Annotated in this window: 18 protein-coding genes and 1 pseudogene; 7 read left to right on the plus strand and 12 right to left on the minus strand. The window is 62.4% G+C overall.

Features of this window, described 5'->3' with window-relative positions; genetic code table 11:
* Positions 1–67: 67 nt before the first annotated feature.
* The 7 genes and pseudogenes from AC07W7_RS16775 to gap form a co-directional block, all read right to left on the minus strand.
* Positions 68–1,348: pseudogene (locus tag AC07W7_RS16775) on the minus strand (methyl-accepting chemotaxis protein); the annotation flags it as partial.
* A 126-nt stretch (positions 1,349–1,474) separates the two neighbouring features.
* Entirely contained in the window at positions 1,475–1,879 is a 405-nt protein-coding gene (locus AC07W7_RS16780) for a YbaN family protein (RefSeq protein WP_495039731.1), read from the minus strand.
* A gap of 192 nt (positions 1,880–2,071) precedes the next feature.
* A complete protein-coding gene (locus AC07W7_RS16785) occupies positions 2,072–2,680 on the minus strand; it encodes a biliverdin-producing heme oxygenase (protein ID WP_495039732.1) in 609 nt (202 codons plus the stop codon).
* 128 nt (positions 2,681–2,808) lie between these two features.
* Entirely contained in the window at positions 2,809–5,376 is a 2,568-nt protein-coding gene (locus AC07W7_RS16790; protein WP_495039733.1) for a TonB-dependent receptor, read from the minus strand.
* Between the two features lie 115 nt (positions 5,377–5,491).
* Positions 5,492–6,460 carry a FecR family protein gene (locus AC07W7_RS16795; RefSeq protein WP_099167821.1) on the minus strand — a complete coding sequence of 323 codons (969 nt, stop codon included), beginning with the start codon at positions 6,458–6,460 and terminating at the stop codon, positions 5,492–5,494.
* Positions 6,461–6,534: 74 nt separating this feature from the next.
* Positions 6,535–7,053 (minus strand): RNA polymerase sigma factor, encoded by a 519-nt coding sequence (locus AC07W7_RS16800; protein ID WP_076961864.1) that lies wholly within the window; start codon positions 7,051–7,053, stop codon positions 6,535–6,537.
* Positions 7,054–7,264: 211 nt separating this feature from the next.
* Positions 7,265–8,266 (minus strand): type I glyceraldehyde-3-phosphate dehydrogenase, encoded by a 1,002-nt coding sequence (gap, locus tag AC07W7_RS16805; RefSeq protein ID WP_076961865.1) that lies wholly within the window; start codon positions 8,264–8,266, stop codon positions 7,265–7,267.
* Between the two features lie 221 nt (positions 8,267–8,487).
* Here gap and edd point away from each other — a divergent pair, with 221 nt between their 5' ends.
* The 4 genes from edd (at position 8,488) to AC07W7_RS16825 (ending at position 13,569) form a co-directional block, all read left to right on the plus strand.
* On the plus strand, positions 8,488–10,314 hold the full coding sequence (edd, locus tag AC07W7_RS16810; protein ID WP_099167822.1) for a phosphogluconate dehydratase: 1,827 nt from the start codon (positions 8,488–8,490) through the stop codon (positions 10,312–10,314).
* Positions 10,311–11,267, plus strand: coding sequence for a glucokinase (locus tag AC07W7_RS16815; protein WP_099167823.1), 957 nt, complete (start codon positions 10,311–10,313; stop codon positions 11,265–11,267). Before edd ends, AC07W7_RS16815 begins: the two co-directional genes overlap by 4 nt.
* A 126-nt stretch (positions 11,268–11,393) precedes the next feature.
* Positions 11,394–12,125 carry a response regulator gene (locus AC07W7_RS16820; RefSeq protein WP_076961868.1) on the plus strand — a complete coding sequence of 244 codons (732 nt, stop codon included), beginning with the start codon at positions 11,394–11,396 and terminating at the stop codon, positions 12,123–12,125.
* Positions 12,115–13,569: an ATP-binding protein gene (locus tag AC07W7_RS16825; protein WP_076961869.1), complete on the plus strand. Its 1,455-nt coding sequence runs from the start codon at positions 12,115–12,117 to the stop codon at positions 13,567–13,569. Before AC07W7_RS16820 ends, AC07W7_RS16825 begins: the two co-directional genes overlap by 11 nt.
* A 33-nt stretch (positions 13,570–13,602) precedes the next feature.
* On the opposite strand, the gene AC07W7_RS16830 is transcribed toward AC07W7_RS16825, so the two are convergent.
* Positions 13,603–14,532 (minus strand): AraC family transcriptional regulator, encoded by a 930-nt coding sequence (locus AC07W7_RS16830; RefSeq protein WP_099167824.1) that lies wholly within the window; start codon positions 14,530–14,532, stop codon positions 13,603–13,605.
* 327 nt (positions 14,533–14,859) lie between these two features.
* Between AC07W7_RS16830 and AC07W7_RS16835 the strand changes: the two genes are divergently transcribed.
* On the plus strand, positions 14,860–15,201 hold the full coding sequence (locus AC07W7_RS16835; RefSeq protein WP_099167825.1) for an antibiotic biosynthesis monooxygenase family protein: 342 nt from the start codon (positions 14,860–14,862) through the stop codon (positions 15,199–15,201).
* A gap of 8 nt (positions 15,202–15,209) precedes the next feature.
* A complete protein-coding gene (locus tag AC07W7_RS16840; RefSeq protein WP_076961872.1) occupies positions 15,210–15,491 on the plus strand; it encodes a hypothetical protein in 282 nt (93 codons plus the stop codon).
* A gap of 143 nt (positions 15,492–15,634) precedes the next feature.
* On the opposite strand, the gene AC07W7_RS16845 is transcribed toward AC07W7_RS16840, so the two are convergent.
* Complete coding sequence (locus AC07W7_RS16845; protein WP_169864487.1) at positions 15,635–16,267, minus strand: flavin reductase family protein; 633 nt, start codon at positions 16,265–16,267, stop codon at positions 15,635–15,637.
* Positions 16,268–16,463: 196 nt separating this feature from the next.
* Here AC07W7_RS16845 and AC07W7_RS16850 point away from each other — a divergent pair, with 196 nt between their 5' ends.
* Entirely contained in the window at positions 16,464–17,219 is a 756-nt protein-coding gene (locus tag AC07W7_RS16850; RefSeq protein ID WP_076961874.1) for a COG4705 family protein, read from the plus strand.
* Positions 17,220–17,282: 63 nt separating this feature from the next.
* On the opposite strand, the gene AC07W7_RS16855 is transcribed toward AC07W7_RS16850, so the two are convergent.
* The 3 genes from AC07W7_RS16855 to AC07W7_RS16865 all read right to left on the minus strand — a co-directional run bounded on the left by AC07W7_RS16855 (position 17,283) and on the right by AC07W7_RS16865 (position 22,114).
* Positions 17,283–18,602, minus strand: a complete 1,320-nt coding sequence (locus AC07W7_RS16855; protein WP_495039734.1) for an MFS transporter — start codon at positions 18,600–18,602, stop codon at positions 17,283–17,285.
* A gap of 426 nt (positions 18,603–19,028) precedes the next feature.
* Positions 19,029–20,354 (minus strand): sigma-54-dependent transcriptional regulator, encoded by a 1,326-nt coding sequence (locus tag AC07W7_RS16860; RefSeq protein ID WP_076961876.1) that lies wholly within the window; start codon positions 20,352–20,354, stop codon positions 19,029–19,031.
* Complete coding sequence (locus AC07W7_RS16865; RefSeq protein ID WP_197880842.1) at positions 20,339–22,114, minus strand: sensor histidine kinase; 1,776 nt, start codon at positions 22,112–22,114, stop codon at positions 20,339–20,341. The genes AC07W7_RS16860 and AC07W7_RS16865 overlap by 16 nt, the downstream gene beginning before the upstream one ends.
* Positions 22,115–22,294 lie beyond the last annotated feature (180 nt).

Here is a 22,294-nt window from a genome sequence, read left to right on the forward strand (position 1 = left end):
GGTCGGCGGTGCCGCGGGCTTCGGTGATGCTCTGCTTGATCTGGGCGATGGTCGGTTGCAGCTTGTCGAGGAAGCGATTGAACCAGCTGACCAGTTCCCCCAGTTCGTCTTTTTTCGTGTAGGCCAGGCGCTGGGTCAGGTCGCCGTCGCCGCTGGCAATGTCCTTGAGCATCGCCGCCACACTGTTGATTGGCCGGGTCACGCCGGTGGCGGTCAGCCACATCAGCAACAGGCCCAGCAGGCCGGCCACGGCGCCCACTAGCAAGGCCTGGAATGTGCCGCGCTCCTTAGCGGCATCGAGCACTGTCTGCAGTTTGAGTGCGTCGGCCAGAAACACTTGCTTGGGCAACTTGATCACCACGCCCCAGGGCTTGGCATCGGCAATCGGCTTGACCGGGTACACCGCGCGGATCGTATCGTCCTGCTCACGGACCATGCGTGTGTCACTGGCCATCAGTTGTACGAGCTCTTTGCCTTCGTCGCCGAGCACATCGACGATGCGCTTGCCGACCTTGTCCGGCTCGCCGCTGTAGCTGGCAATCAGGCCACTGCCAGAGAGCACCTCCATGATCCCGGCACCATTGAACAGTTCTTTTTGCGCGGTATTGGCGGCCGCTTGCAGGGCATCCAGGGCAATATCGACACCGACGACGCCAATCACCTTGCCATCCACCAGCAGCGGCAGGGAGATTGTGGTCATCAGCACCGACTTGCCGGCGACGTCGTCGGCGTACGGGTCCAGCAGGCAAACGCTGCGGGTATCCCGTGGGCAGGTGTACCAGATGTTGTAGGGCGTACCGCTGAGGTTGAGGCTGGTCTTGTTCATGTCGGCTTCGACCATCACCGTGTTCAGGCTCTCACCGCCGGCACGGCTCCAGTAGCTGGAAAAGCGCCCGGCCTCGTTGGAACCGTGCAGCTTGTCGTTGACGAACTCGCTGTCCTTGCCATCCAGGCCGTTGGGTTCAAACGACAGCCAGATTCCCAGCACCTTGGTATTGCGCTCGAAGGTGGTCTTGATCCGCTGGTTGAGTTCCTCGCGCACGGTCGCCGCTTCCAGCGAACGCTTGGCGGCCATGTTGCGCAAGTCCTTGACCTGATCGGCGAGGGCGGTGATCGCCAACAGGCTCTCGCCGAAGATTTTCTGGACCTGGACTGCCTGCTCGGCGGCCTTGGCCTGGAGCAGGTTCTCCACGCCGGTGGTGAGCATATGTGAGCTGGAGGCGCTGACCAGTTGGTCGTTCTGGTTGGACTGGTAGAGGTTCAGGCTGACGATCAGCGCAATCACCCCCAACAGGCAGAGGCCGGACAGCAGCACGATTTTCAAGCGGATCGAGAGGGTGTCGAACATGGCATTACTCGCGTTTGGACTTGTTGGAATACAAGCAGAAAAGCGGCCAAGTCCATTCGGCGCTATGTTCGCAACATCGGCGCCGACGGATATTTCATGAGGGGCAGGCGATGAGCGGTAGTGCGCTCAGGCAACGGTGCGCGCCAGACGTTCAGGGCGGGACCAGATCCACAGGTTGCCCAGGCCCATCCCGGCGATGGCCAGGTAGATCGGCCAGCCGTGATCGAGCATCACCAGCATCAGCCCGGCACACAGCAGCATGCTCACCGTGGCGCTGACCTTGGCCCGGCGCACGATGATCTTGCCGTTGCGCCAGTTGAACAGGATCGGCCCGAACAGCCGGTGGTTTTCCAGCCAGGCGCTCAGGCGTGGCGAACTCTTGGTGGCGGCCCAGGCGGCCAGCAGGATGAATTCGGTGGTGGGCAGGCCCGGCACGACAATCGCGACCAAGCCGATCCCCAGGCTGACGTAGGCCAGCAGGCCGAACAGGATTCGGGCGAGTTTGGAGGGGGATTGGGTTGTGCCGGTCATGGGTGCAATGGGTATGGAGTACGAAGATTTCAAATTGGAATGCGATCAAGTTGTGAGAGTTGGCTTATGTGGGAGCTGGCTTGCCTGCGATAGCATCGCCTCGGTCTAACTGATACACCGAGGCGTCTGCATCGCAGGCAAGCCAGCTCCCACACAAGCCAGCACCCACATTAATTGCATTCCAGCAGTGGATCAGGCCAGTTCTGGGGCACTAGCGTACGCCTGTTCCAGCAAGACGGTGAAGCGTACAAACGCATCCACGGCCGCTTTCTCAGCCGCCGCTTCTTCTTCGGCGCTCAGTTCCAGGTTATCGAGGGTGCGGGTGAAGCGCTTCCAGCCTTCGGCACGACCACCGGCCGGCTCGCCCAGGTGGCGGGCCCCGAAGGTTTCGCTCAGGCCCAGGCCCACGGCACGCTTGATCAGGAACGCCGCGCCCAGCTTGGAGCCTTCGGACACGAACAGCCAGCCCAGGGCCTGGGCCTTGCTCGGGTTCTGCACGGCACCGGCCACCGGGGCTGGCACTGCGGTTTCCAGGTCGGCCAGGTCCAGCTTGGCGGCGTCGGCACGGCAGCGTTCGGCCAGGTCCGGGACCAGCTTGATCAGCTCGGGATCGTTGTACAGCGCCACCAGTTCCGACTGGAACAGGTACTGCGCAACCACGAAACGGGCGAAGTTGGCCTGGGTTTCAAACGGGGCGTGAGCCTTGACCAGGGCATCGAGCTTGGTATGCGGCTCGTGGGTGATCTGGTTCAGGCGCTGGGAGCGCAGGCTTGCGCGTTCTGCGGTGGTGGAAGCGGTCATTGGATGTCCTTGAGAAGGAAAAGCGCCTTATTGCCAGGCTGTTATTACTAGACGAACAAGAAGACGCGTCACAGTAAAAAATCCTCACCCCGGCCGGCGATAAAACCGGCGAGGCGGGGCTGCATAGGTCAGATGTCCCAGATCAGGTTGATCGCAACGTTGCGCCCTGGCTGGGTCAGGCGGTCCAGGCTGGCCGGCGAGGTCACGCCGGCTTCACCCACACCGTCGTAGCTGCGCACGTCATCCCAGTTCCAGTATTTCTTGTCGGTCAGGTTGTACAGGCCGCCGTTGACGGTCAGGTCGTCGGTGACTTTGTAGAAACCGGTCAGGTCGACGACGCCAAAGCCCGGGGTCTTGAACGGGCCGTTGGCCTTGATGCCGGTTGGGGTAAAGAACGTGGCGCTGTCGACCCGGTTCTGTTTCTTGACCAGGGTCCAACTGACCAGCGCCCCGTAGTTGTCCTGGTCGTAGCCCAGGCCAAACACGCCCTTGAGCGGGTTGACACTGTTCAGCGGCTGGCCGGTTTCGTCGTTGCGCCCGTGGGCGTAGGCAATCGCACCCTTGGTGTACAGGCCTTGCGGCGCGCCGAAGGCGTCCAGGTTCAAGCGGCCTTTGACTTCCAGACCCTTGATGGTGGCACGCTTGATATTGCCCGGCTGGAAGATGGTGCCAGCCGGGCCCAGCGCGGCGTTGTCTTCATCGATAAAGTTGCGGTACTTGTTATAGAACACCGCGACATCGAAGTTGCCGGCGTCGAAATTGCCACGAATTCCGGTTTCATAGCTCTTGCTGGTTTCTGGCTTGAGGTTGGAGTTGGGCTCGACGACATAGCCTTCGCCAAGGTTTTCAAAGCGCCCGTACAGCGCTTTGGCCGATGGCGTGCGGAACCCTTCGGCGTACTGGCCAAACCAGGTGTACTGCTCGGTCAGCGCGTAGGTCACGCCCAGCTTTGGCGAGAAGCGATGCCAGGTTTTATTCGAGTCGTTGTGGGGGTACTTGCGGTCCGGGTCGGTGGTGTTGAGGAACTCTTCGGTCAGCTTGGGTTTGAGCTGGATGTAGTCGTAGCGCAGGCTGGGCATGACGGTCCAGTTGTTCCAACTGATCTGGTCCTGGGCGAACAGCGCATAGCTGTTGATGGTCGGGTCCGGGAAGTCGCTGGCTTTTTTCACGCTGTCGGCAGGGGCTGGGCTCGGTGCGCCGATGGCGGTACAGCCGGCACCGACGGCCAGGCAGGTGGCCGCGCCTTCACGGGAGCCGGTGACTTTCTGCTGCTTGAGCGTGGTGCCGTAGGTCAGTAGGTGATCGGTATCGCCGATGACGAAGGCCTTGTCCAACTGGGCGTCGAACACCCACTGCTTTTCTTCGTAGAGGGTGTCGCGGGTGCGCAGTACGCGGCGGCCGGCTTGATAGATTTCGCTGGTGGCCTGATCGGTCTTGGCGATCTGGTAGTTGAGGCTGGTCTTGATGTGATCGGCAAACGGCGAGTCGAGGGAAAACCGGTTCTCCAGGCCAAAGCGTTCGCGGGTGATGGTGTCGTTGCCACGACGGTCGCGGTACATATTCATGCCCTGGCCTTCGAGGAAGATCCCGCCCACTGCACTTTTCTGGTTGATGTCGCGGTCGTCCTTGTACTTCTCGTAGGTCAGGCCCAGGCGGTTGTCTTCGCCGTAGTTCCAGCCCAGCTTGGCCAGCACGTTGGTGGTGCGCACGTCTTCGGGGTTGGCGCCGGTGCGGGCCAGGCCGGTGGCGTTGTTGCCGTCGTAGGATTCCATCTCGTGGCCATTGCGCTGGCTCAGGTGCAGCAAGCCATCGAAGTCCTGCAGCCGCCCGGCGACGGTGCCGGAGGTCAGCCAGCTTTCGTCGGCCGAGCTGTAGCCGGTTTTCAGGCGCGCGCCCACATCCTGGCCGGGTTTGATGATGTCGTCCGGGTCGAGGGTGAAGTAGCTGACGGCGCCGCCGATGGCGCTGCTGCCGTACAGGGCCGAGGCCGGGCCGCGGATAATCTCGACGCGCTTGACGATTTCCGGGTCGACATAGTTGCGGCGGGTCTTGGCGTACGGGCCGTTGAAGAAGTTGTCCGGCACCTCTACACCGTCCACCTGGGTGAGGATGCGATCACCGTCGATCCCACGGATGTTGTAGCCGGAATTACCGGAGCGGGTGCCGGCGCCGCCGACCGAGACACCTGGCTCGTAGCGCACCAGTTCGCGGATGGTGTTGACGTTCTGGCGGTCCAGTTCCTCGCGTCCATGCACGGTGACAGTGCTGGGCACGCTGTCGACGCTCTGCTCCTGGCGGGTGGCGCTGATGGTCATTTGTTGCAGGGTGATGGCGCTGCCCGCCGTGCGCTTTTCCAGCACGATGTTGTTATTGCCCAGTTTGCGGTAGTTCAGGTTGGTCCCCACCAACAGCCGGTCCAGGGCTTTTTCCGGGGTCAGCGAACCGCGCGCGCCCGGGGAGGAAACCCCTTGGCCCAGTTCGGCGGGCAGGCCGATCTGCCAGCCGGTGACGGCGGTAAAGGCGTTGAGTGCTGACACCAGGGGTTGCTGCTCGATGCTGAAGCTGTAATTGGCATGGTTGCGCGCAGCGGGTTCGGCCGCGGTGGCCGTCAGCACCGGGCCGCCCGCCAGCAGGATGGCGGCGGTCAGCAGGCACAGCGTGGGCGAAGAGGACCGGCGGTTGAAACGAGAGGACATCGAGAGCGCTCCGAGGGACGAGTCTTATAGTTGCGAGCCTGAATCAAATAGGAATCAATTGCATTGGCTAAGACGAGACGTACCAGCAGCGGCTATCGAGTAAAAATAATTATTCTCAGTTGAGAATCACCAGCGCGGGGAACTCCGAGAGCTTGGCCGAGGTGATGTGGGCCAGGGAGCGCACCACGTCCAGGGGCTGGTCCAGGCGGTAATTACCGGTCACCGCGACGCTGGCCAGTTGCTCATTGGTGTTGACGATCCAGCCCGGGTAATAGCGCCGCAGCTCAGCCAGCACTTCACTCATCGGGCAGTTTTCAAAGATCAGCCGGCCCTGGACCCACGCCAGTTCCTTGGTGGCATCGAGCTTGGCCGGTTGGCCGAAGCCCTTGGGGCCGACGCGGATGCTCTCGCCGGCGCTCAGGCGCACCCGGTTGTTGCCGGAGGGGGTGCTCAGGTCGACATCCCCGCGTTGCACCTGCACCTGCGCTTCACCGTTGAGGTAACGCACGGCAAACGCCGTGTCGCTGACGCTGGCGCGCACCGGGCCGGCGTCGATTTGCAGGGGCAGGCCACGGTTGGCCACGACCTCGAAAAACGCCTCGCCCTGATACAGGCGGGCGATGCGCTGATGCTCGTCGATGGTGCTGGAGAACGCCGAATTGGTATTGAGCAGCACCTTGGAGCCGTCCTCCAATTGCAGGCGCTGGCGCTCACCGACCACGGTCAAGTGGTCGGCCTGCAGGCGCACCGGCAGGTTGCTGAAGCTGAACAGCCCCAGCAGCAACACCGCCGCCGTGGCCAGGGGCTTGCAATGCGGCTTGATCCGCCGCCAGGCGCTGGGCTTGCGCGGCGCATTGAGGGCTACGGCGGCGCTGTGCACCGGCGCACCGCCCCAGGCGGCCTGGGCTTTGGCGAAGGCTTGGGCGTGACTCGGGTCGGCATCCAGCCAGGCCTGGAACGCGGCTTGCTGGCCAGGCTGCGGGCACTGCAACGCGATCAGCCAGTCGAGGGCTTGATCCATGGCCGCATGTTGCAACACCTCATGAGCCAGCTCATGGGGGTGCAGTTTGTTCGGGTCCGTCACGGTGTTCCTCGGGTCTTCGCCACGTTTTATTCAAGAGCTGTTGTGACATGTCTGTCAGCTTTTACCGACAAAGCTTAAGGGTGATCGAGCCGTGCGGCTACACCTATGCAGATGGCCATGATCAATTTCAGTTCCTTTTGCACGGTGCTCAACGACACCTGCAATTGGTCGGCGATCTCTTGATAGCTGCAGCCGTGCAGGCGGCTGAGGATAAAGATCTGCTGCTGGCGGGCGCTCAACTGCCCGAGGCTGACGCTCAGGTGCTCCAGCAGTTGCTCGGCGTGGGCGGCGTCTTCGGGCGTCGTGACCGGGGAGGCGACGCTTTGCAGGACATCCATCGGGACATCTTCCTGCAAGGTACGGGACTGGATCCGCCGCGCGCGCAGATGATCCAGGGCCAGGTTGCGCGCGGTCTGGAACACGAAAGGTTCGAGGTGATCAATCGGTCGTTCGCTGAGGGCCCGGGTGACGCGCAGGTAGGTTTCCTGCAACAGGTCCTCGGCGGTGCTGTGGTTATCCACCATCCGCTGCAAAGTGCGCAATAGCACCAGCCGTTGGCTGAGGAAGACTTGGTTGAAGCGAGATAGGCTCACAGGGGTACCGGACCGATTGCTAGTTAATGATAATGCTTATCATCAACGCAAATGGCAAGTAGCGAATGTATGAGCTGCACGAATCCCTGTGGGAGCTGGCTTGCCTGCGATTGCATCATTGGGGGGCGGCAGATACACCGCGCCGTCTGCATCGCAGGCAAGCCAGCTCCCACATAAGCCAGCCCCCACACAAGCCGGTTCCCACAGGGAGTTACTCGGCGTTACATAGCGCCAGGCAGTTATCCAGCATACGGTTGGAGAAGCCCCACTCGTTGTCATACCAGGCCAGGACCTTGAGCAGCTTGCCGCTGGACTTGGTGTGGTTGGCGTCGAAGATCGACGACAGCGGGTTATGGTTGAAGTCGCTGGAAACCAGCGGCAGGGTGTTGTAGCCGAGGATTTTCGAGTGTTGGCTGGCTTCTTTGAGCAGCGCGTTAACCTCGTCTGCCGTGGCTTCTTTTTTCAATTGCACGGTCAGGTCCACCAGCGACACGTTGATCACCGGCACCCGCACCGCCATGCCGGTCAGCTTGCCTGCCAGTTCCGGCAGTACCAGGCCCACCGCTTCGGCGGCGCCGGTCTTGCTCGGGATCATGTTCTGCGTGGCCGAACGGGCGCGGTAGGGGTCGGTGTGGTAGACGTCGGTCAGGTTCTGGTCGTTGGTGTAGGCATGAATGGTGGTCATCAGGCCGCTTTCGATCCCCAGTTCGCGATGCAGCACCTGGGCCACCGGCGCCAGGCAGTTGGTGGTGCAGGAGGCGTTGGAGATGATCTGGTGCGATTGACGCAAAATGTCATGGTTTACCCCGTAGACCACGGTGGCATCCGCGCCCTTGGCCGGGGCCGAGATGATGACCTTGCGCGCACCGGCGCTAAGATGGGCGGCGGCCTTGTCACGGTCGGTGAACAGGCCGGTACATTCAAATACCACGTCGATCTTGTGTGCAGCCCACGGCAGGTCGGCCGGGTTGCGAATGGCACTCACGGCAATCCGGTCGCCGTTGACGGTCAGACTTTCCTGATCGTGGGCCACCTCTGCATCGAAAGTGCCATGGACGGTGTCGTATTTGAGCAGGTGGGCATTGATCGAACTGTCGCCCAGGTCATTGATGGCGACGATCTGCAAATCCTGGCGGTAACCTTGGGTATAAAGTGCGCGCAGGACGTTGCGGCCAATACGGCCAAAACCATTGATTGCAATCCGAAGAGTCATTTGAAAGCGCCTGTCGTCGATTTGTTGTAAGAATTACAAGATTATTCGCATAAAAATAGAAAACAAGCCTTTTTAGTGGCAATATTTTGTTCAATCTACAACGAGTGACCTGAATCAACTGGTCCGATGATCCAAGCGACTCCCTGCCATCCCATGAGCGGTGGGCGTTTGATCAGCATAGACACTCAGGTCGCCACATCCGTTAGCCTGGAGTTCTACACATGCATCCCCGCGTACTTGAGGTCACCGAACGCCTTATCGCCCGTAGCCGCGCTACCCGTGAGGCGTACCTTGCGCTGATTCGCGGCGCGGCCAGCGACGGGCCGATGCGCGGCAAGCTGCAATGCGCCAACTTTGCCCACGGCGTGGCCGGGTGCGGCACTGAAGATAAAAATAGCCTGCGGATGATGAATGCCGCCAACGTGGCAATTGTTTCGTCATATAACGACATGCTTTCGGCGCACCAGCCCTACGAGCATTTCCCGGAACAGATCAAGAGCGCCCTGCGCGAAGTCGGCTCGGTCGGCCAGTTCGCCGGCGGCACCCCGGCCATGTGCGACGGCGTGACCCAGGGCGAGCCGGGCATGGAGCTGAGCCTGCTGAGCCGCGAAGTGATTGCCATGTCCACGGCGGTAGCGCTGTCCCACAATATGTTCGATGCCGCGTTGATGCTGGGGATCTGCGACAAGATCGTCCCCGGCCTGATGATGGGCGCCCTGCGTTATGGCCACTTGCCGATGATCTTCGTGCCGGGTGGGCCGATGCCGTCGGGGATCTCCAACAAACAGAAGGCCGATGTGCGCCAGCGCTATGCCGAAGGCAAGGCCAGCCGTGAAGAGTTGCTGGAATCGGAGATGAAGTCCTACCACAGCCCCGGCACCTGCACCTTCTACGGCACCGCCAATACCAACCAGCTGCTGATGGAAGTGATGGGCCTGCACCTGCCGGGCGCCTCGTTCGTCAACCCGTACACGCCGCTGCGCGATGCGCTGACCCGTGAGGCCGCGCACCAGGTCACGCGCCTGACCAAGGCCAATGGCAACTTCACGCCCATTGGCGAGATCGTCGACGAAAAATCCATCGTCAACTCCATTGTTGCTCTCAACGCCACCGGCGGCTCGACCAACCACACCCTGCATATGCCGGCCATCGCCATGGCGGCGGGCATTATCCTCACCTGGCAGGACATGGCCGACCTCTCGGAAGTGGTGCCGACCCTGTCCCACGTCTACCCGAACGGCAAGGCCGATATCAACCACTTCCAGGCGGCGGGCGGTATGTCGTTCCTGATCCGCGAGCTGCTGGAAGCCGGCCTGCTCCACGAAGACGTCAACACCGTCGCCGGCCATGGCCTGGGCCGCTACACCCGCGAACCGTTTTTGGTGGACGGCGAACTGATCTGGCGCGAAGGCCCGATCGAAAGCCTCGACGAAACCATCCTGCGCCCGGTGGCCCGCGCTTTCTCTCCGGAAGGCGGGCTGCGGGTGATGGAAGGCAACCTCGGCCGTGGGGTGATGAAAGTCTCGGCTGTGGCCCTCGAACATCAGGTCGTCGAAGCGCCGGCCGTGGTGTTCCAGGACCAGCAGGACCTGGCCGATGCGTTCAAGGCCGGCCAGTTGGAGAAGGATTTTGTCGCCGTGATGCGCTTCCAGGGCCCGCGCTCCAATGGCATGCCGGAATTGCACAAGATGACGCCGTTCCTCGGTGTGCTGCAGGACCGTGGCTTCAAGGTCGCGCTGGTGACGGACGGACGCATGTCCGGTGCCTCGGGTAAGATTCCCGCTGCGATTCACGTCAGCCCCGAAGCCCAGCGCGGTGGGGCGCTGGCGCGGGTCAAGGATGGCGATATCATTCGCGTCGATGGCGTCAAAGGCACCCTGGAGCTTAAGGTGGACGCCGAAGAGTTTGCAGCGCGCGCGCCGGCCACGGGCCTGTTGGGCAATAACGTGGGGGCCGGTCGCGAGCTGTTTGCATTTATGCGCTTGGCCGCAAGCTCCGCAGAGCAGGGCGCCAGCGCCTTTACCTCTGCCCTGGAGACACTCAAGTGAAACTTGCACTGGTTGGTGATATTGGCGGTACCAACGCCCGGTTTGCGTTATGGCGGGACCAGGCACTGCATTCGATCCGGGTGCAGGCCACGGCGGATCACGCCAGCCCCGAGGAGGCGATCCAGGCCTACCTCGCCGAGGAAGGCCTGGCGCCGGGTTCCATTGGTGCGGTGTGCCTGTCGGTGGCCGGGCCGGTCAGTGGGGATGAGTTCAAGTTCACCAACAACCATTGGCGCCTGAGCAAGGCCGCGTTCTGCAAGACATTGCAAGTGGACGAGCTGTTGCTGGTCAATGACTTCTCGGCCATGGCCCTGGGCATGACCCGCCTGCAACCCGATGAGTACCGCGTGGTCTGCGCCGGCACGCCGGAGCCGTGGCGCCCGGCGGTGGTGATCGGCCCGGGCACGGGGCTGGGCGTGGGCACTCTGCTGGATATGGGGGCAGGCCGTTGGGTGGCGCTACCGGGGGAGGGCGGGCATGTCGACCTGCCCCTGAGCAGCCCACGGGAAACCCAGTTGTGGCAGCACATCTACAACGAGATCGGGCATGTCAGCGCCGAGACCGCCCTGAGCGGCGGCGGCTTGCCCCGCCTGTACCGGGCGATCTGCGCGGTGGACGGCCACCCGGCGGTATTGGAAACCCCGGAGGCGATTACCGCCGCGGGGCTGGCGGGTGATCCGGTGGCGATGGAGGTTTTGGACCAGTTCAGCATCTGGCTGGGCCGCGTGGCCGGCAATAACGTGCTGACCACCGGCGCCCGGGGTGGCGTGTATATCGTGGGCGGGGTGATCCCGCGGTTTGCCGAATTCTTTATCAACAGTGGCTTTGCCAAGAGCTTTGCGGACAAAGGCTGCATGAGTGACTACTTCAAGGGTATCCCGGTGTGGTTGGTGACGGCGCCGTATTCCGGGTTGACCGGGGCCGGTGTGGCGTTGGAGCAGGCATTTGCGTAGGCAGTGATGGCCCTATCGCGGGCAAGCCCGCTCCCACATTTGATGGTGTTCACAAATCAAGATGTGGGAGCGGGCTTGCCCGCGATGGGGCCCTAGAGAGCACCCCATAACAACAAGGAGGCCCCCGTGAGCGTAATCAGTAAATCCATTCTTCTCGTCGACGACGACGAGGAAATCCGCGAGTTGCTGCAAACCTACCTCAGTCGCGCCGGCTTCCAGGTGCGGGGCGTGCCCAATGGCGCGGGGTTTCGCCAAGCCATGGACGAAGCACCGTGCGACCTGGTGATCCTTGACGTGATGCTGCCCGATGAGGATGGCTTCAGCCTCTGCCGCTGGGTGCGCCAACACCCGCGCCAGGCCCAGGTGCCGATCATCATGCTCACCGCCAGCTCCGACGAAGCCGACCGGGTTATCGGCCTGGAGCTGGGCGCCGACGACTATATCGGCAAACCCTTCAGCCCCCGTGAGCTGCAGGCGCGCATCAAGGCCCTGTTGCGCCGCTGCCAGTTTGGCCAGGAACGCAGCGGCGGCGATGTGCTGGTGTTCGATGAGTGGCGGCTGGACATGATCAGCCATCGGCTATTTCACCTCGATGGCGAGGAAGTCATCCTGTCCGGGGCCGACTTTGCCCTGCTCAAGCTGTTCCTCGATCATCCCCAGCAAATCCTTGACCGCGACACCATCGGTAATGCCACCCGTGGCCGTGACCTGATGCCTCTCGACCGCATTGTCGACATGGCCGTCAGCCGCCTGCGACAACGCCTACGCGATACCGAGAAACCGCCGCGGCTGATCCGCACCGTGCGTGGCAGTGGTTACCAACTGGCAGCCAATGTGGTTGCCAGCAATGCCCACTGAACGCCGGCGCATTCCGGTCCCGCGTTCATTGCTGGGGCGCATGCTGCTGCTGACCCTGTTGGCGGTGCTGTTTGCCCAGGCCTTATCCAGCGTGATCTGGGTGTCGCAACTGCGCGCTACCCAGCTTGAAGGCCTGGTCACCAGCGCCCGTAGCCTGGCCCATTCGATGACCGCCAGCGTCAGCTATTTCCGCTCGCTGCCGGTGGCTTATCGGCCGCTGGTGCTCGACCAGTTGCGCAGCATGGGCGGCACGCGTTTTGTGGTGACGCTCAACGACAAGCCGCTGGATATGCAGATCTTGCCGCAAACCCCGCGCAAACAGGCGGTGCTTGGTGTGGTGGACGACGTGCTGCGCCAGGCCCTGGGCAGTGACGTGCATTTTTCGGTGGAGTTTGTCAGTGCCGAAGACCTGCGCATCTTCAATGCCGGCCTGAAACTCGATGAGCTGCCACGCTCCTGGGCGCATTACGCCCTGACCCTGGAGCCGGTCAACCCCCCCGTATTGGTGACGCAGATCGAGTTGGGCGCCGGCGAGTGGCTGTATATCGCCTCATTGCTGCCCGAGCCCTACACCAGCCTCGAAGAACAAGGCCTGCCCTCCCAGCAGGTGTGGTTTATCGTGTTGACCAGCGGCTTTTTGTTGCTGTTTATCGGTTTGCTGGTGCACTGGCAAAGCCGGCCGCTCAAGCGCCTGGCCCGGGCGGCGCGGGACCTGTCCCTGGGCGCCGACGTGGAGCCGGTGGCCGAAGGCGGCGGCAGTGAAGTGGTGGAAGTGGGCCGTGCGTTCAATGCCATGCGCGAGCGGATCAGCCGCTACCTGACCGAGCGCAGCCAGTTGTTCAGTGCCATTTCCCACGACCTGCGCACCCCGATCACCCGCCTGCGGCTGCGGGTGGAGTTGCTGGAGGATGAAAAGCTGCAAGCTAAGTTCGGCCGTGACCTGGATGAGCTGGAGCTGCTGGTCAAGGGCGCGTTGCAGTGTGTCAAGGACACCGACATCCACGAGAACATCGAGCCGGTGGACCTCAACCATGTGCTCGACTGCCTGGTGGAGCCGTACCTGGCGCCCAACGGCAATGGCCGGGTGACCCAGCACGGCCGGGCGTTGACGGCCTACCCGGGCAAGCCGTTGGCGCTCAAGCGCTGCATTGGCAACCTGATCGACAATGCCTTGAAGTACGGGCAGAACGCCCATCTGCGTATCGAAGACGATGGCGCGCAGTTCATCCTGCATGTGGATGACGAGGGGCCGGGCGTGCCGGAGCAGCGTCTGGAGCAGGTCTTCGAGCCGCATTTTCGCCTGGCGGGGCAGCAGCAGGGGTATGGTTTGGGGTTGGGGATTGCGCGCAATATTGCCCACAGCCATGGCGGCGAAGTGAGCCTGCAGAATTTGCGCGAAGGTGGCCTGCGGGTGACCTTGCAACTGCCCCGAACCCTGGACTAAGCCGCGCTGCCGAGCCTATGTGGGAGCAGTGGGTCAGATACTCTGGCGCAATCTGGCTAAATCTCTCAGCGGCGGCGCGCCAAACAACCGGCTATATTCCCGGCTGAACTGCGACGGGCTTTCATACCCTACCCGATAGCCCGCCGCCGAGGCTTCCAGGCCTTCGGTGATCATCAGGCGGCGCGCCTCCTGCAAACGCAACTGCTTCTGGTACTGCAACGGGCTCATGGCGGTGATGGCCTTGAAGCGGTGGTGCAGGGTCGACACGCTGAGATTCACTTCCTTGGCCAGGTCATCGATGCGCAGCGGTTGCTCATAGTGGCCGTTCAACCAGGTGATTGCGCGGCTGACCCGATGGCTCTGACTATTGGCTACGGCAATTTCGTACAGGCGATAGCCCTGTGGCCCACGCAGCAGACGGTAGAGGATTTCGCGACTGATCAACGGTGCCAGGACCGCGATATCTTTGGGTGTATCCAGCAAGCGTGCCAGGCGCAGTACGGCGTCGAGCAACTGGGTGTCGATGCGGTCGACATACATCCCACGCGCTGTCGGGCGCGTGGGCACGCCCATGGGGCCGGCTTCGACAATCAAGGCGGTCAACTGCGCCGGGTCGAGATTGATGCGTATCGACAGGTTGGGGTCTTCGGGGGTGGCATCGATAACCCGCCCGGCTACCGGCATCGCGACCGAGAACACCAGGTAGTTGAGTGGGTCGTAGGCAAAGATTTCATCGGCCAGGCGCACTTCCTTGCTGCCGTTGGCGAGGATGCACAGGGCGGGTTCCACCAGCACCGGCATGAAATCGCGCGGCGCATTGTGGCGGTTCAGGTACAGCGAGGTGATCGCCGTGCCGTAGGAACCGTCTTCCCAGGTATGCCGGTGCACGATACTGGCCAGCTCGGCGCGCTGTTTTTCCATCTCGGTATCGAGGGGAATGGACTGCTGTTCGGGCGACGACATGGGGCGTTCTCTGCAGGCTGCATTGATGGGCACAGCTTAGCGGCGGCGGGGCAAACAGTGTTATGTCGATTCTGCACAATCCTTGCCTGATCCTGCGGCGCCTTTTGAATCAGGCAAGCACAGGGCCTGTCATCTGCCTGAAACAAAGCCTCTGCCCCTGGCATAAAGCCTGGGGGTAAACCGGGTGTCCCTGCTTCTGGCAGGATTGTGCAATAAGCCGGCAGGAATCGACTAACCCTGCCAGTGCCTGCGCCCGTATCGTTGATCCTGTGGCAACACGTCCTCAGCGTGTTTGCCGAGCATCACTTCTCAACGGGAGAGTCGAACATGTCCACCCCCATTCCCGCGAGCCATATGGCCTTTATCCGTGCCCGCAGTGGGTGCAGCACCGAACTGGGTGCGCGCTTGAGCCGTTTGATCGAACCGGGTCGCCAGGCTCAGGGTTGCCTGCAATTCTCGTTGCAGCATTCCCAGGTTGACCCCGACGTATGGTTGGTTTCAGGTTTCTGGTGCAGCGAACAGGCGATGAGCGCCTACTTCAGCTCGCCGGCCCTGATGCTGTTTAGTGAGTTGTTGAACGACGGGGTCGTGCGCAGCATGGACTTCCAGACCTTCATCGATGCATCTGCCCCGGATGCCTATGGCGAGTACCTGCAACTGGCCGGTTAGGGTTTAGAATGGCCGACTTTCCATTGGCCAGGACCTGCAACATGGCACGTAAAGAGTTTGCCCACCACGAAGCTGTTTCCGCCCTTGTGCGCGAAGACCAGGGTGGCTATAGCGCCGCCATCGCCGTCAAGGCCCTGGATGGCATGAGCGCCCCGCGCTTTCACAAGATCCTCGATGGCCAACGGTTCAAGACTGCCGACGACGCTGACGATGCGGCGGCCCAGCAATTGGAGCGCTTGATCGCTATCGATGAAGAGGGCCAACTGGCCTGGGCAGCTGCAGCAAACTAAAGAACAGCGCAATCCCAATGGGGTAACCCGATCAGTGTGGGAGCTGGCTTGCCTGCGATAGCGGTGTTTCAGTCAGATTTGCCTTAACTGAACCACCGCTATCGCGGGCAAGCCCGCTCCCACATTTTTTACGGTGGTTTCCATCAGGGTTTGTGGGCACCTGGCCGGTACATCTTGAACAGGGCTTGCGGCCCCAGCTGGAAATAATCCGCCGGGCCGCCACCCCGCAGAATCGGCTCGGCCGCTGCGGTGTCGTAGATCCCATCCTTGAGCAGCCATTTGGCGATATGCACCGCAACCACTTCGCCGAGCACCAGCCAGCTCGGGACCAGCCCTTTGTCAGCCCGCTGCAACTGAATGATCTGCGTAACCTTGCACTCGAACGACACCGGGCTTTCGCCGACCCGTGGCACCGCAATCACCTTGGACGCCACCGGCGTCAGCCCGGCCAGTTCAAACTCGTTGACCTCAGGTGCAACGGCGGCGCAGCACTGGTTCATCTGCTCGGCCAGCGGGCGCGTGGCCAGGTTCCAGACAAACTCGCCGGTCTGTTCGATGTTGTTCAGGCTGTCTTTGCGCCCGACACTGGAAAAACCAATGATCGGTGGGATGTAGTTAAAGGCGTTGAAAAAACTGTAGGGCGCCAGGTTCAGGCGGCCCTGGTTGTCCTGGGACGAAATCCAGCCAATCGGGCGCGGGCCGACGATGGCGTTGAACGGGTCATGGGGCAGGCCATGGCCGTTGGCGGGTTCATAGAAATGGATATCGTCAGGCATGGACGGCGGTTCCTACGGCGGGGAAAAGCGCAATAGTGCAGGTCCAAGGGCCGGATTTCCACCGGATTGGCGGTGCTGTATGGAATTTTCATCCATCGCCCACCTATTTTTCACAGCTGCACGGCCAGTCTGCACGCCAGGTCGATACCCCCCATGAGTCGGCCTTTCGAGACTGAACTCTGGAGCCTTCTGCACAATGAATAAACTTCCTCAGATTACCCTGGCGTTCTGGGTCATGAAGATCTGTGCGACCACCCTTGGCGAGACCGCCGGGGACTTGTTGTCGATGACCTTGAACGTTGGCTATGCCATCAGCTCGATGATCCTGCTCAGCGTGTTCCTCATCACCTTGCTGACGCAGTTATGGTCGAAAACCTACAACCCGGTGCTGTACTGGATCGTGATCCTGTCGACCAGCACGGCGGGCACCACCATGTCCGACTTTATGGACCGTACCCTGGGCCTGGGGTACGCCTCCGGTTCGATGATCCTGATTGTCCTGTTGCTGATGGTCTTCGCCCTCTGGCACTTGAGCGGCAACTCGCTGAACGTCAACAAGGCGCAGACCCCGCGCGGCGAGCTGTTCTACTGGGTGGCGATCCTGCTCTCCAACACCCTGGGCACGGCACTGGGGGACTTTTTGGCTGACGACTCGGGGCTGGGCTTTGCCGGCGGCGCCCTGTTGATCGGCGCGAGCATCCTGCTGGTGGTGGCGCTCAAGTACTGCACAACGGTTTCGTCGGTGGTGCTGTTCTGGGTGGCGTTTGTCTTGACCCGGCCCTTTGGCGCGACCCTGGGGGATTTTTTGACCAAACCCTACGAAAAGGGCGGCCTGGACTTTGGCACCGTTGGCTCGTCGGCGGTGCTGGCGGCGGTGCTGCTGGTGATGATCGCCGGTGCCTGGTATGTGCAGCGCAGGGATAGCCGCCAGCCGCTGGCAGAGCTGTCCTGACGGGATGAAAAAAGGGGCCATGTCACTTGATGACATGGCCCCTTTTTTATACCCGGCGAATGCTTAGTCCGTGGTAATCCGTGAATGCTTGCGTGTGTCCTTCATGGTCACGTAGACCACCAGCGACACGGCAATACAAGCGGTCACGTACCAGTAGTAGCCGGTCTCCATGCCGACACTCTTGAACCACAGCGCGATGTATTCGGCGGTGCCGCCGAAGATCGACACGGTCAGTGCGTACGGCAGGCCGACACCCAGGGCGCGGATTTCGGTAGGGAACAGCTCGGCCTTCACCACCGCGTTGATCGAGGTGTAGCCGCTGACGATGATCAGCGCGGCCATGATCAGGAAGAACGCCCCCCACCAGGTCTGGATGGTGTGCAGGGTGGTGAGGATCGGCACGGTGAACAGCGTACCGAGGATGCCGAAGGCGATCAGGATCGGTCGGCGACCGACCTTGTCCGACAGGCCACCGATGATCGGTTGCAGGCACATGAACAGGAACAGCGTGGCCGCCGAAATGGTGGTGGAGTCGGAAATGCTCATGCCGACGGTGTTCACCAGGTATTTCTGCATGTAGGTGGTGTAGGTGTAGAAGGCCAGGGTGCCGCCCATGGTCAGGCCGACCACGGTCATCAGTTCCTTGGGGTGGCGCATCAAGGTGCGCATCGCGCTTTCCTTGGCTTTTTCCTTCTTGGTAAACGACTCGGTTTCTTCCATGCCGCGACGCAGGTACAGGGCCACGACCGCGCACAGGGCACCGATGGCAAACGGGATACGCCAGCCCCAGGCATACAGCTCTTCGGTGGTGAGGACCTGTTGCAGCACGATCAGCACCGCCAGCGCGATGAGCTGGCCGGAGATCAGGGTCACATACTGGAAGCTGGAGAAGAAACCGCGACGTTCCTTGGTCGCCATTTCACTCAGGTAGGTGGCCGAGGTGCCGTATTCGCCACCGACCGACAGGCCTTGCAGCAAGCGGGCAAACACCAGCAGGATCGGCGCGCCGACACCGATGGTTTCATAACCCGGGCTCAGGGCAATGATCAGCGAGCCGAAGCACATCAGCAGTACCGAAGCCATCAACGCGGCTTTACGGCCTGCGCGGTCGGCGTAGAGGCCCATCAGCCAGCCGCCGATCGGGCGCATCAAAAAGCCTACGGCGAAGATCGCGGCGGTGTTGAGCAGTTGGGCAGTGGTATCGCCCTTGGGGAAGAAGGCTTTGGCAAAGTACAGGGAGAAGGCGGCGTAGACGTACCAGTCGTACCACTCGACCATGTTGCCGACCGATCCGCTGAAGATCGACTTGATGCGGCTGGAGGTGCTGCGTTCTTGCGCCGGCACAGCCGCCGACCCCAAGGGCAGGGAATTGGAGTTATCCATTGAAGGATCCTTTATATGTCATTGTTTTTGTGGAGCGCGCGTGGGCGCAGCCTGGCTGGAGCTATAGCAGGAGCTGTGCCAAGTAGGTGAGGGCCCGGTCTAGAGGGGTTTTCGGATATTTCTGAGCGGAAAATCGCTGATGGTTTTTTGCTGATGAGCGGAAATCCGCCGACGCTGATCGTTCCCACGCTCTGCGTGGGAACGCTTCCTGTGACGCTCTGCGTCACGGACGTGGAGCGTCCTGGGTTGCATTCCCACGCGGAGCGTGGGAACGATCGGTTAGAGAAAGGCTTCCCGGGTCAGGCCATGGCGCTGCATGTTTGATCGTTCCCACGCTCTGCGTGGGAACGTTTCCTGTGACGCTCTGCGTCACGGACGCGGAGCGTCCTGGGCTGCATTCCCACGCGGAGCGTGGGAACGATAGGGTTAGAGAAAGGCTTCCCGGGTCAGGCCATGGCGCTGCATCTTTTCATTGAAGGTACGTCGTGGCAGTTGCAACTCGGCCAGCACCGCCTTGATATCGCCCTTGTGCCGGGTCAGCGCGGCTTTGAGGCAATGGGCCTCGAACGCTTCCTGCTGCGCCGCCAGGGATTGCCCGGCCTCGATACCTTCCGGCTCCGGCTCGCCCAGGCCCAGCACCTGGCGTTCGGCAACGTTGGCCAGTTCGCGCACGTTACCGGGCCAGTCATGGCTGAGCAGCCGCCCCAGTTGCGGCCCGCTGAGGGGCGCGGCCTCACGGCCCAGGCGTTCGGCGGCGCCCTGGGTAAAGTGCTCGAACAGCAGCGGGATATCTTCGCGGCGTTCGCGCAACGGCGGCAGGCGCAGTTGCGCCACGGTCAGGCGGTAGGCCAGGTCTTCGCGAAAACGTCCGGCGCGGGCTTCGTCCAGCAGGTCGGGCTTGGTCGCGGCAATGATGCGCAGGTCCACCTTGATGCTCTGGTTCGAGCCCAGGCGCTCCAGCTTTTGTTCCTGCAACACCCGCAGCAGCTTCACCTGCTGGGCCAGGGGCATGCTTTCGATCTCGTCGAGAAACAGCGTACCGCCGTCGGCGTACTCCAGCTTGCCGATGCGCTTGCCCTGGGCGCCGGTGAAGGCGCCGCTTTCATGGCCGAACAGTTCGGCTTCAAACAGTTGCTCGGGAATCGCCGCACAGTTGAGCGCGACAAACGGCTTCTTCGCCCGGGGCCCGAAGTCATGCAGGCAACGGGCGACCAGTTCCTTGCCGCTGCCGGTCTCGCCGCGGATCAGTACGTTGACCGGCAAGGCCGCAAGGTCCAGCACCTGGCGTCGCAGGTTCTGCAGGCTGCGCGACACCCCGAGCAGGCTTGACTCCAGTTTGGCCCGATGATCGGCCTGTTGGTGCAGGCGGCGGTTTTCCAGGATCAGCCCGCGCTTGTCCAGGGCCCGGCGCAGGCTGGCGAGCAGGGCGTCGGGGCTGAAGGGCTTTTCCAGGAAGTCGTAGGCCCCGTCGCGCATGGCTTCGACGGCCATGGGCACGTCGCCATGACCGGTCAGCAGGATCACCGGCAGGTCGCCATCGCGCCGTTGCACCTCGGCCAGCAGCTCCAGGCCGCTGAGGCCCGGCATGCGCACATCGCTGAGAATCACCCCGGGAAAATCCCTGGGCAGGTGGGCCAGGCAGTCCTCGGCGCGGCTGAACAGCTGCACGGCGAACCCGGAGAGGCTCAGCCACTGTTCCACGGCCGTGCGGATGCTGGCCTCGTCATCCACCACGATCACTGCGTTGAGCATAGGTCCGGCGCCTCCAGCGCGATGGGCAGGGTCAGGGTAAAGACGGCGCCGTCGCCCTGATTGGCAGCACTCAGGCGCCCGCCCAGTTCATGCACGATAGCGTACGACACCGCCAACCCGAGCCCGAGCCCGTCCCCCACCGGCTTGGTGGTGAAGAACGGGTCGAACACATTGTTCAGGTGTTCCTCGGCAATGCCGCCGCCGCTGTCACTGACGCTCAGGTGCCACAGTTGTTGATCGGCATGCAGGCGGATTTCCAGGCGTTTGCGCGGCTTGTTGGCCATGGCATCCAGGGCATTGCGCAGCAGGTTGATCAGCACTTGTTCCAGGCGGATGGCATCGCCGCGCACCCAGGCCGGGCGGGTCAGGTCGAGCACGGTGCCGATGGCTTCGTCGCGCAGGCGCGCGTCGAGCAAGTGCAGGGACTGATCGACCACGGTCGCCAGGTCCAGGCGTTCGCGCAGGCCGCTGGGGCTTTTGCGGGCGAAGGTCTTCAGATGGCCAGTGAGGGCGGCCATGCGGGTGAGCATGTCGTCCAATGGCGTCAGCGCCTGGTAGGCGTCATCGATGCGCCCGTGATCGAGCAACAGGCGCAAGGTGGCCAGTTGCATGCGCTGGGCGGTCAGTGGCTGGTTGATTTCATGGGCCAAGGCCGCAGACATCTGCCCCAGCGCCGCCAGCTTGGCCGATTGCACCAGGCCATCCTGGGCGGTGCGCAAGGCGCGGGTGCGTTCCTCCACCAGGCGCTCCAGTTCTTCGCGGCTACGCTGGCGCAAACGGGCCAGGCGCCAGCGCTGGCTGAGGAACAGCACCAGGAACACCAGGGTCAACCACAGGCCCGCCGCGGCGAGGCCGGCGTTGCGCTGGTCTTCAAAGGCCACCTGAGGCTTGCGCAGCAGGTGCAGGGTCCAGCCTTCGGCTTTGAGGGGCAGGGATTCCCAGATGTAGTCGGCGTTGCCTTCGGGCCCGGCCACGCGCATCAGATGGCTGTTTTCGTCAAAGCGCTGCAGGGTCTGGGTGTCCAGGGGCAGCAGTTGTTTCTTGTCGTATTGACGGGTGGCCTGCAGTTCGGCGTGGTCGTTGGCCGACAACGGGCGCAGGTTGCGGTACCGCCATCCGGGTTTATTGGCGATAAACACAATGCCCCGGGCATCGCTGACCAGCAGCAGGTCATCGCCCTGGGCCCATTCGCGCTCCAGCTCCGGGAACTCCAGTTTCACCACCATGGCGCCGAGAAACTGCTCCTGCTCATCCAGCACCGCGCTGGAGAGGAAGTACCCCGGAATCCCGGTGGTCACCCCCACCGCATAAAAGCGCCCGGTGCCCTGGCTGCGGGTCTGGCTGAAATAGGGGCGAAACGCATAGTTGTGGCCGACATAGCTGCTGGGCAGGCGCCAGTTGCTGGCCGCCACAGCCAGGCCGGTGCGGTCCATCAACTCCAGGGTCGACGACTGCGCGGCACCGTTGATGCGTTCCAGTTTATGGTTGAGCACGTCCTGGGTTGCCGGATCCAGCGGGCCTTTCAGGGCGCGGATCATTTCCGAGTCCAGGGCCAGCACGGCGGGCAGGGCGCGGTAACGTTCAATCAGGGTGTGCAGGGAGTTGGCATACAGCGCCAGTTGCTGGTTCGCACGGCCGGCGTCGTCCACCAGGGCCTGGCGTTCAGCCTGGCGCATGGCGAGGGCGGCGGCCAGGACGGCGCCGGCGATAATCAGCAGGGAGTAGAAGGTCAAACGCAATGGGCGAGGGATCGCGATCATACGAGAATGAACAGCTGCAGTAGGGGGCGAGCACCATAACATGCGCAGTACTTGTGGCGAGTGAGCTTGTGTGGGAGCGGGCTTGCCCGCGATAGCATCACCTTGGTGTTACTGAGACACCGAGGCGCCTGCATCGCGGGCAAGCCCGCTCCCACAAAAAAAGGCGACTGTGGCATGCAG

The organism is Pseudomonas sp. GW821-FHT01D09 (genome assembly GCF_059422465.1).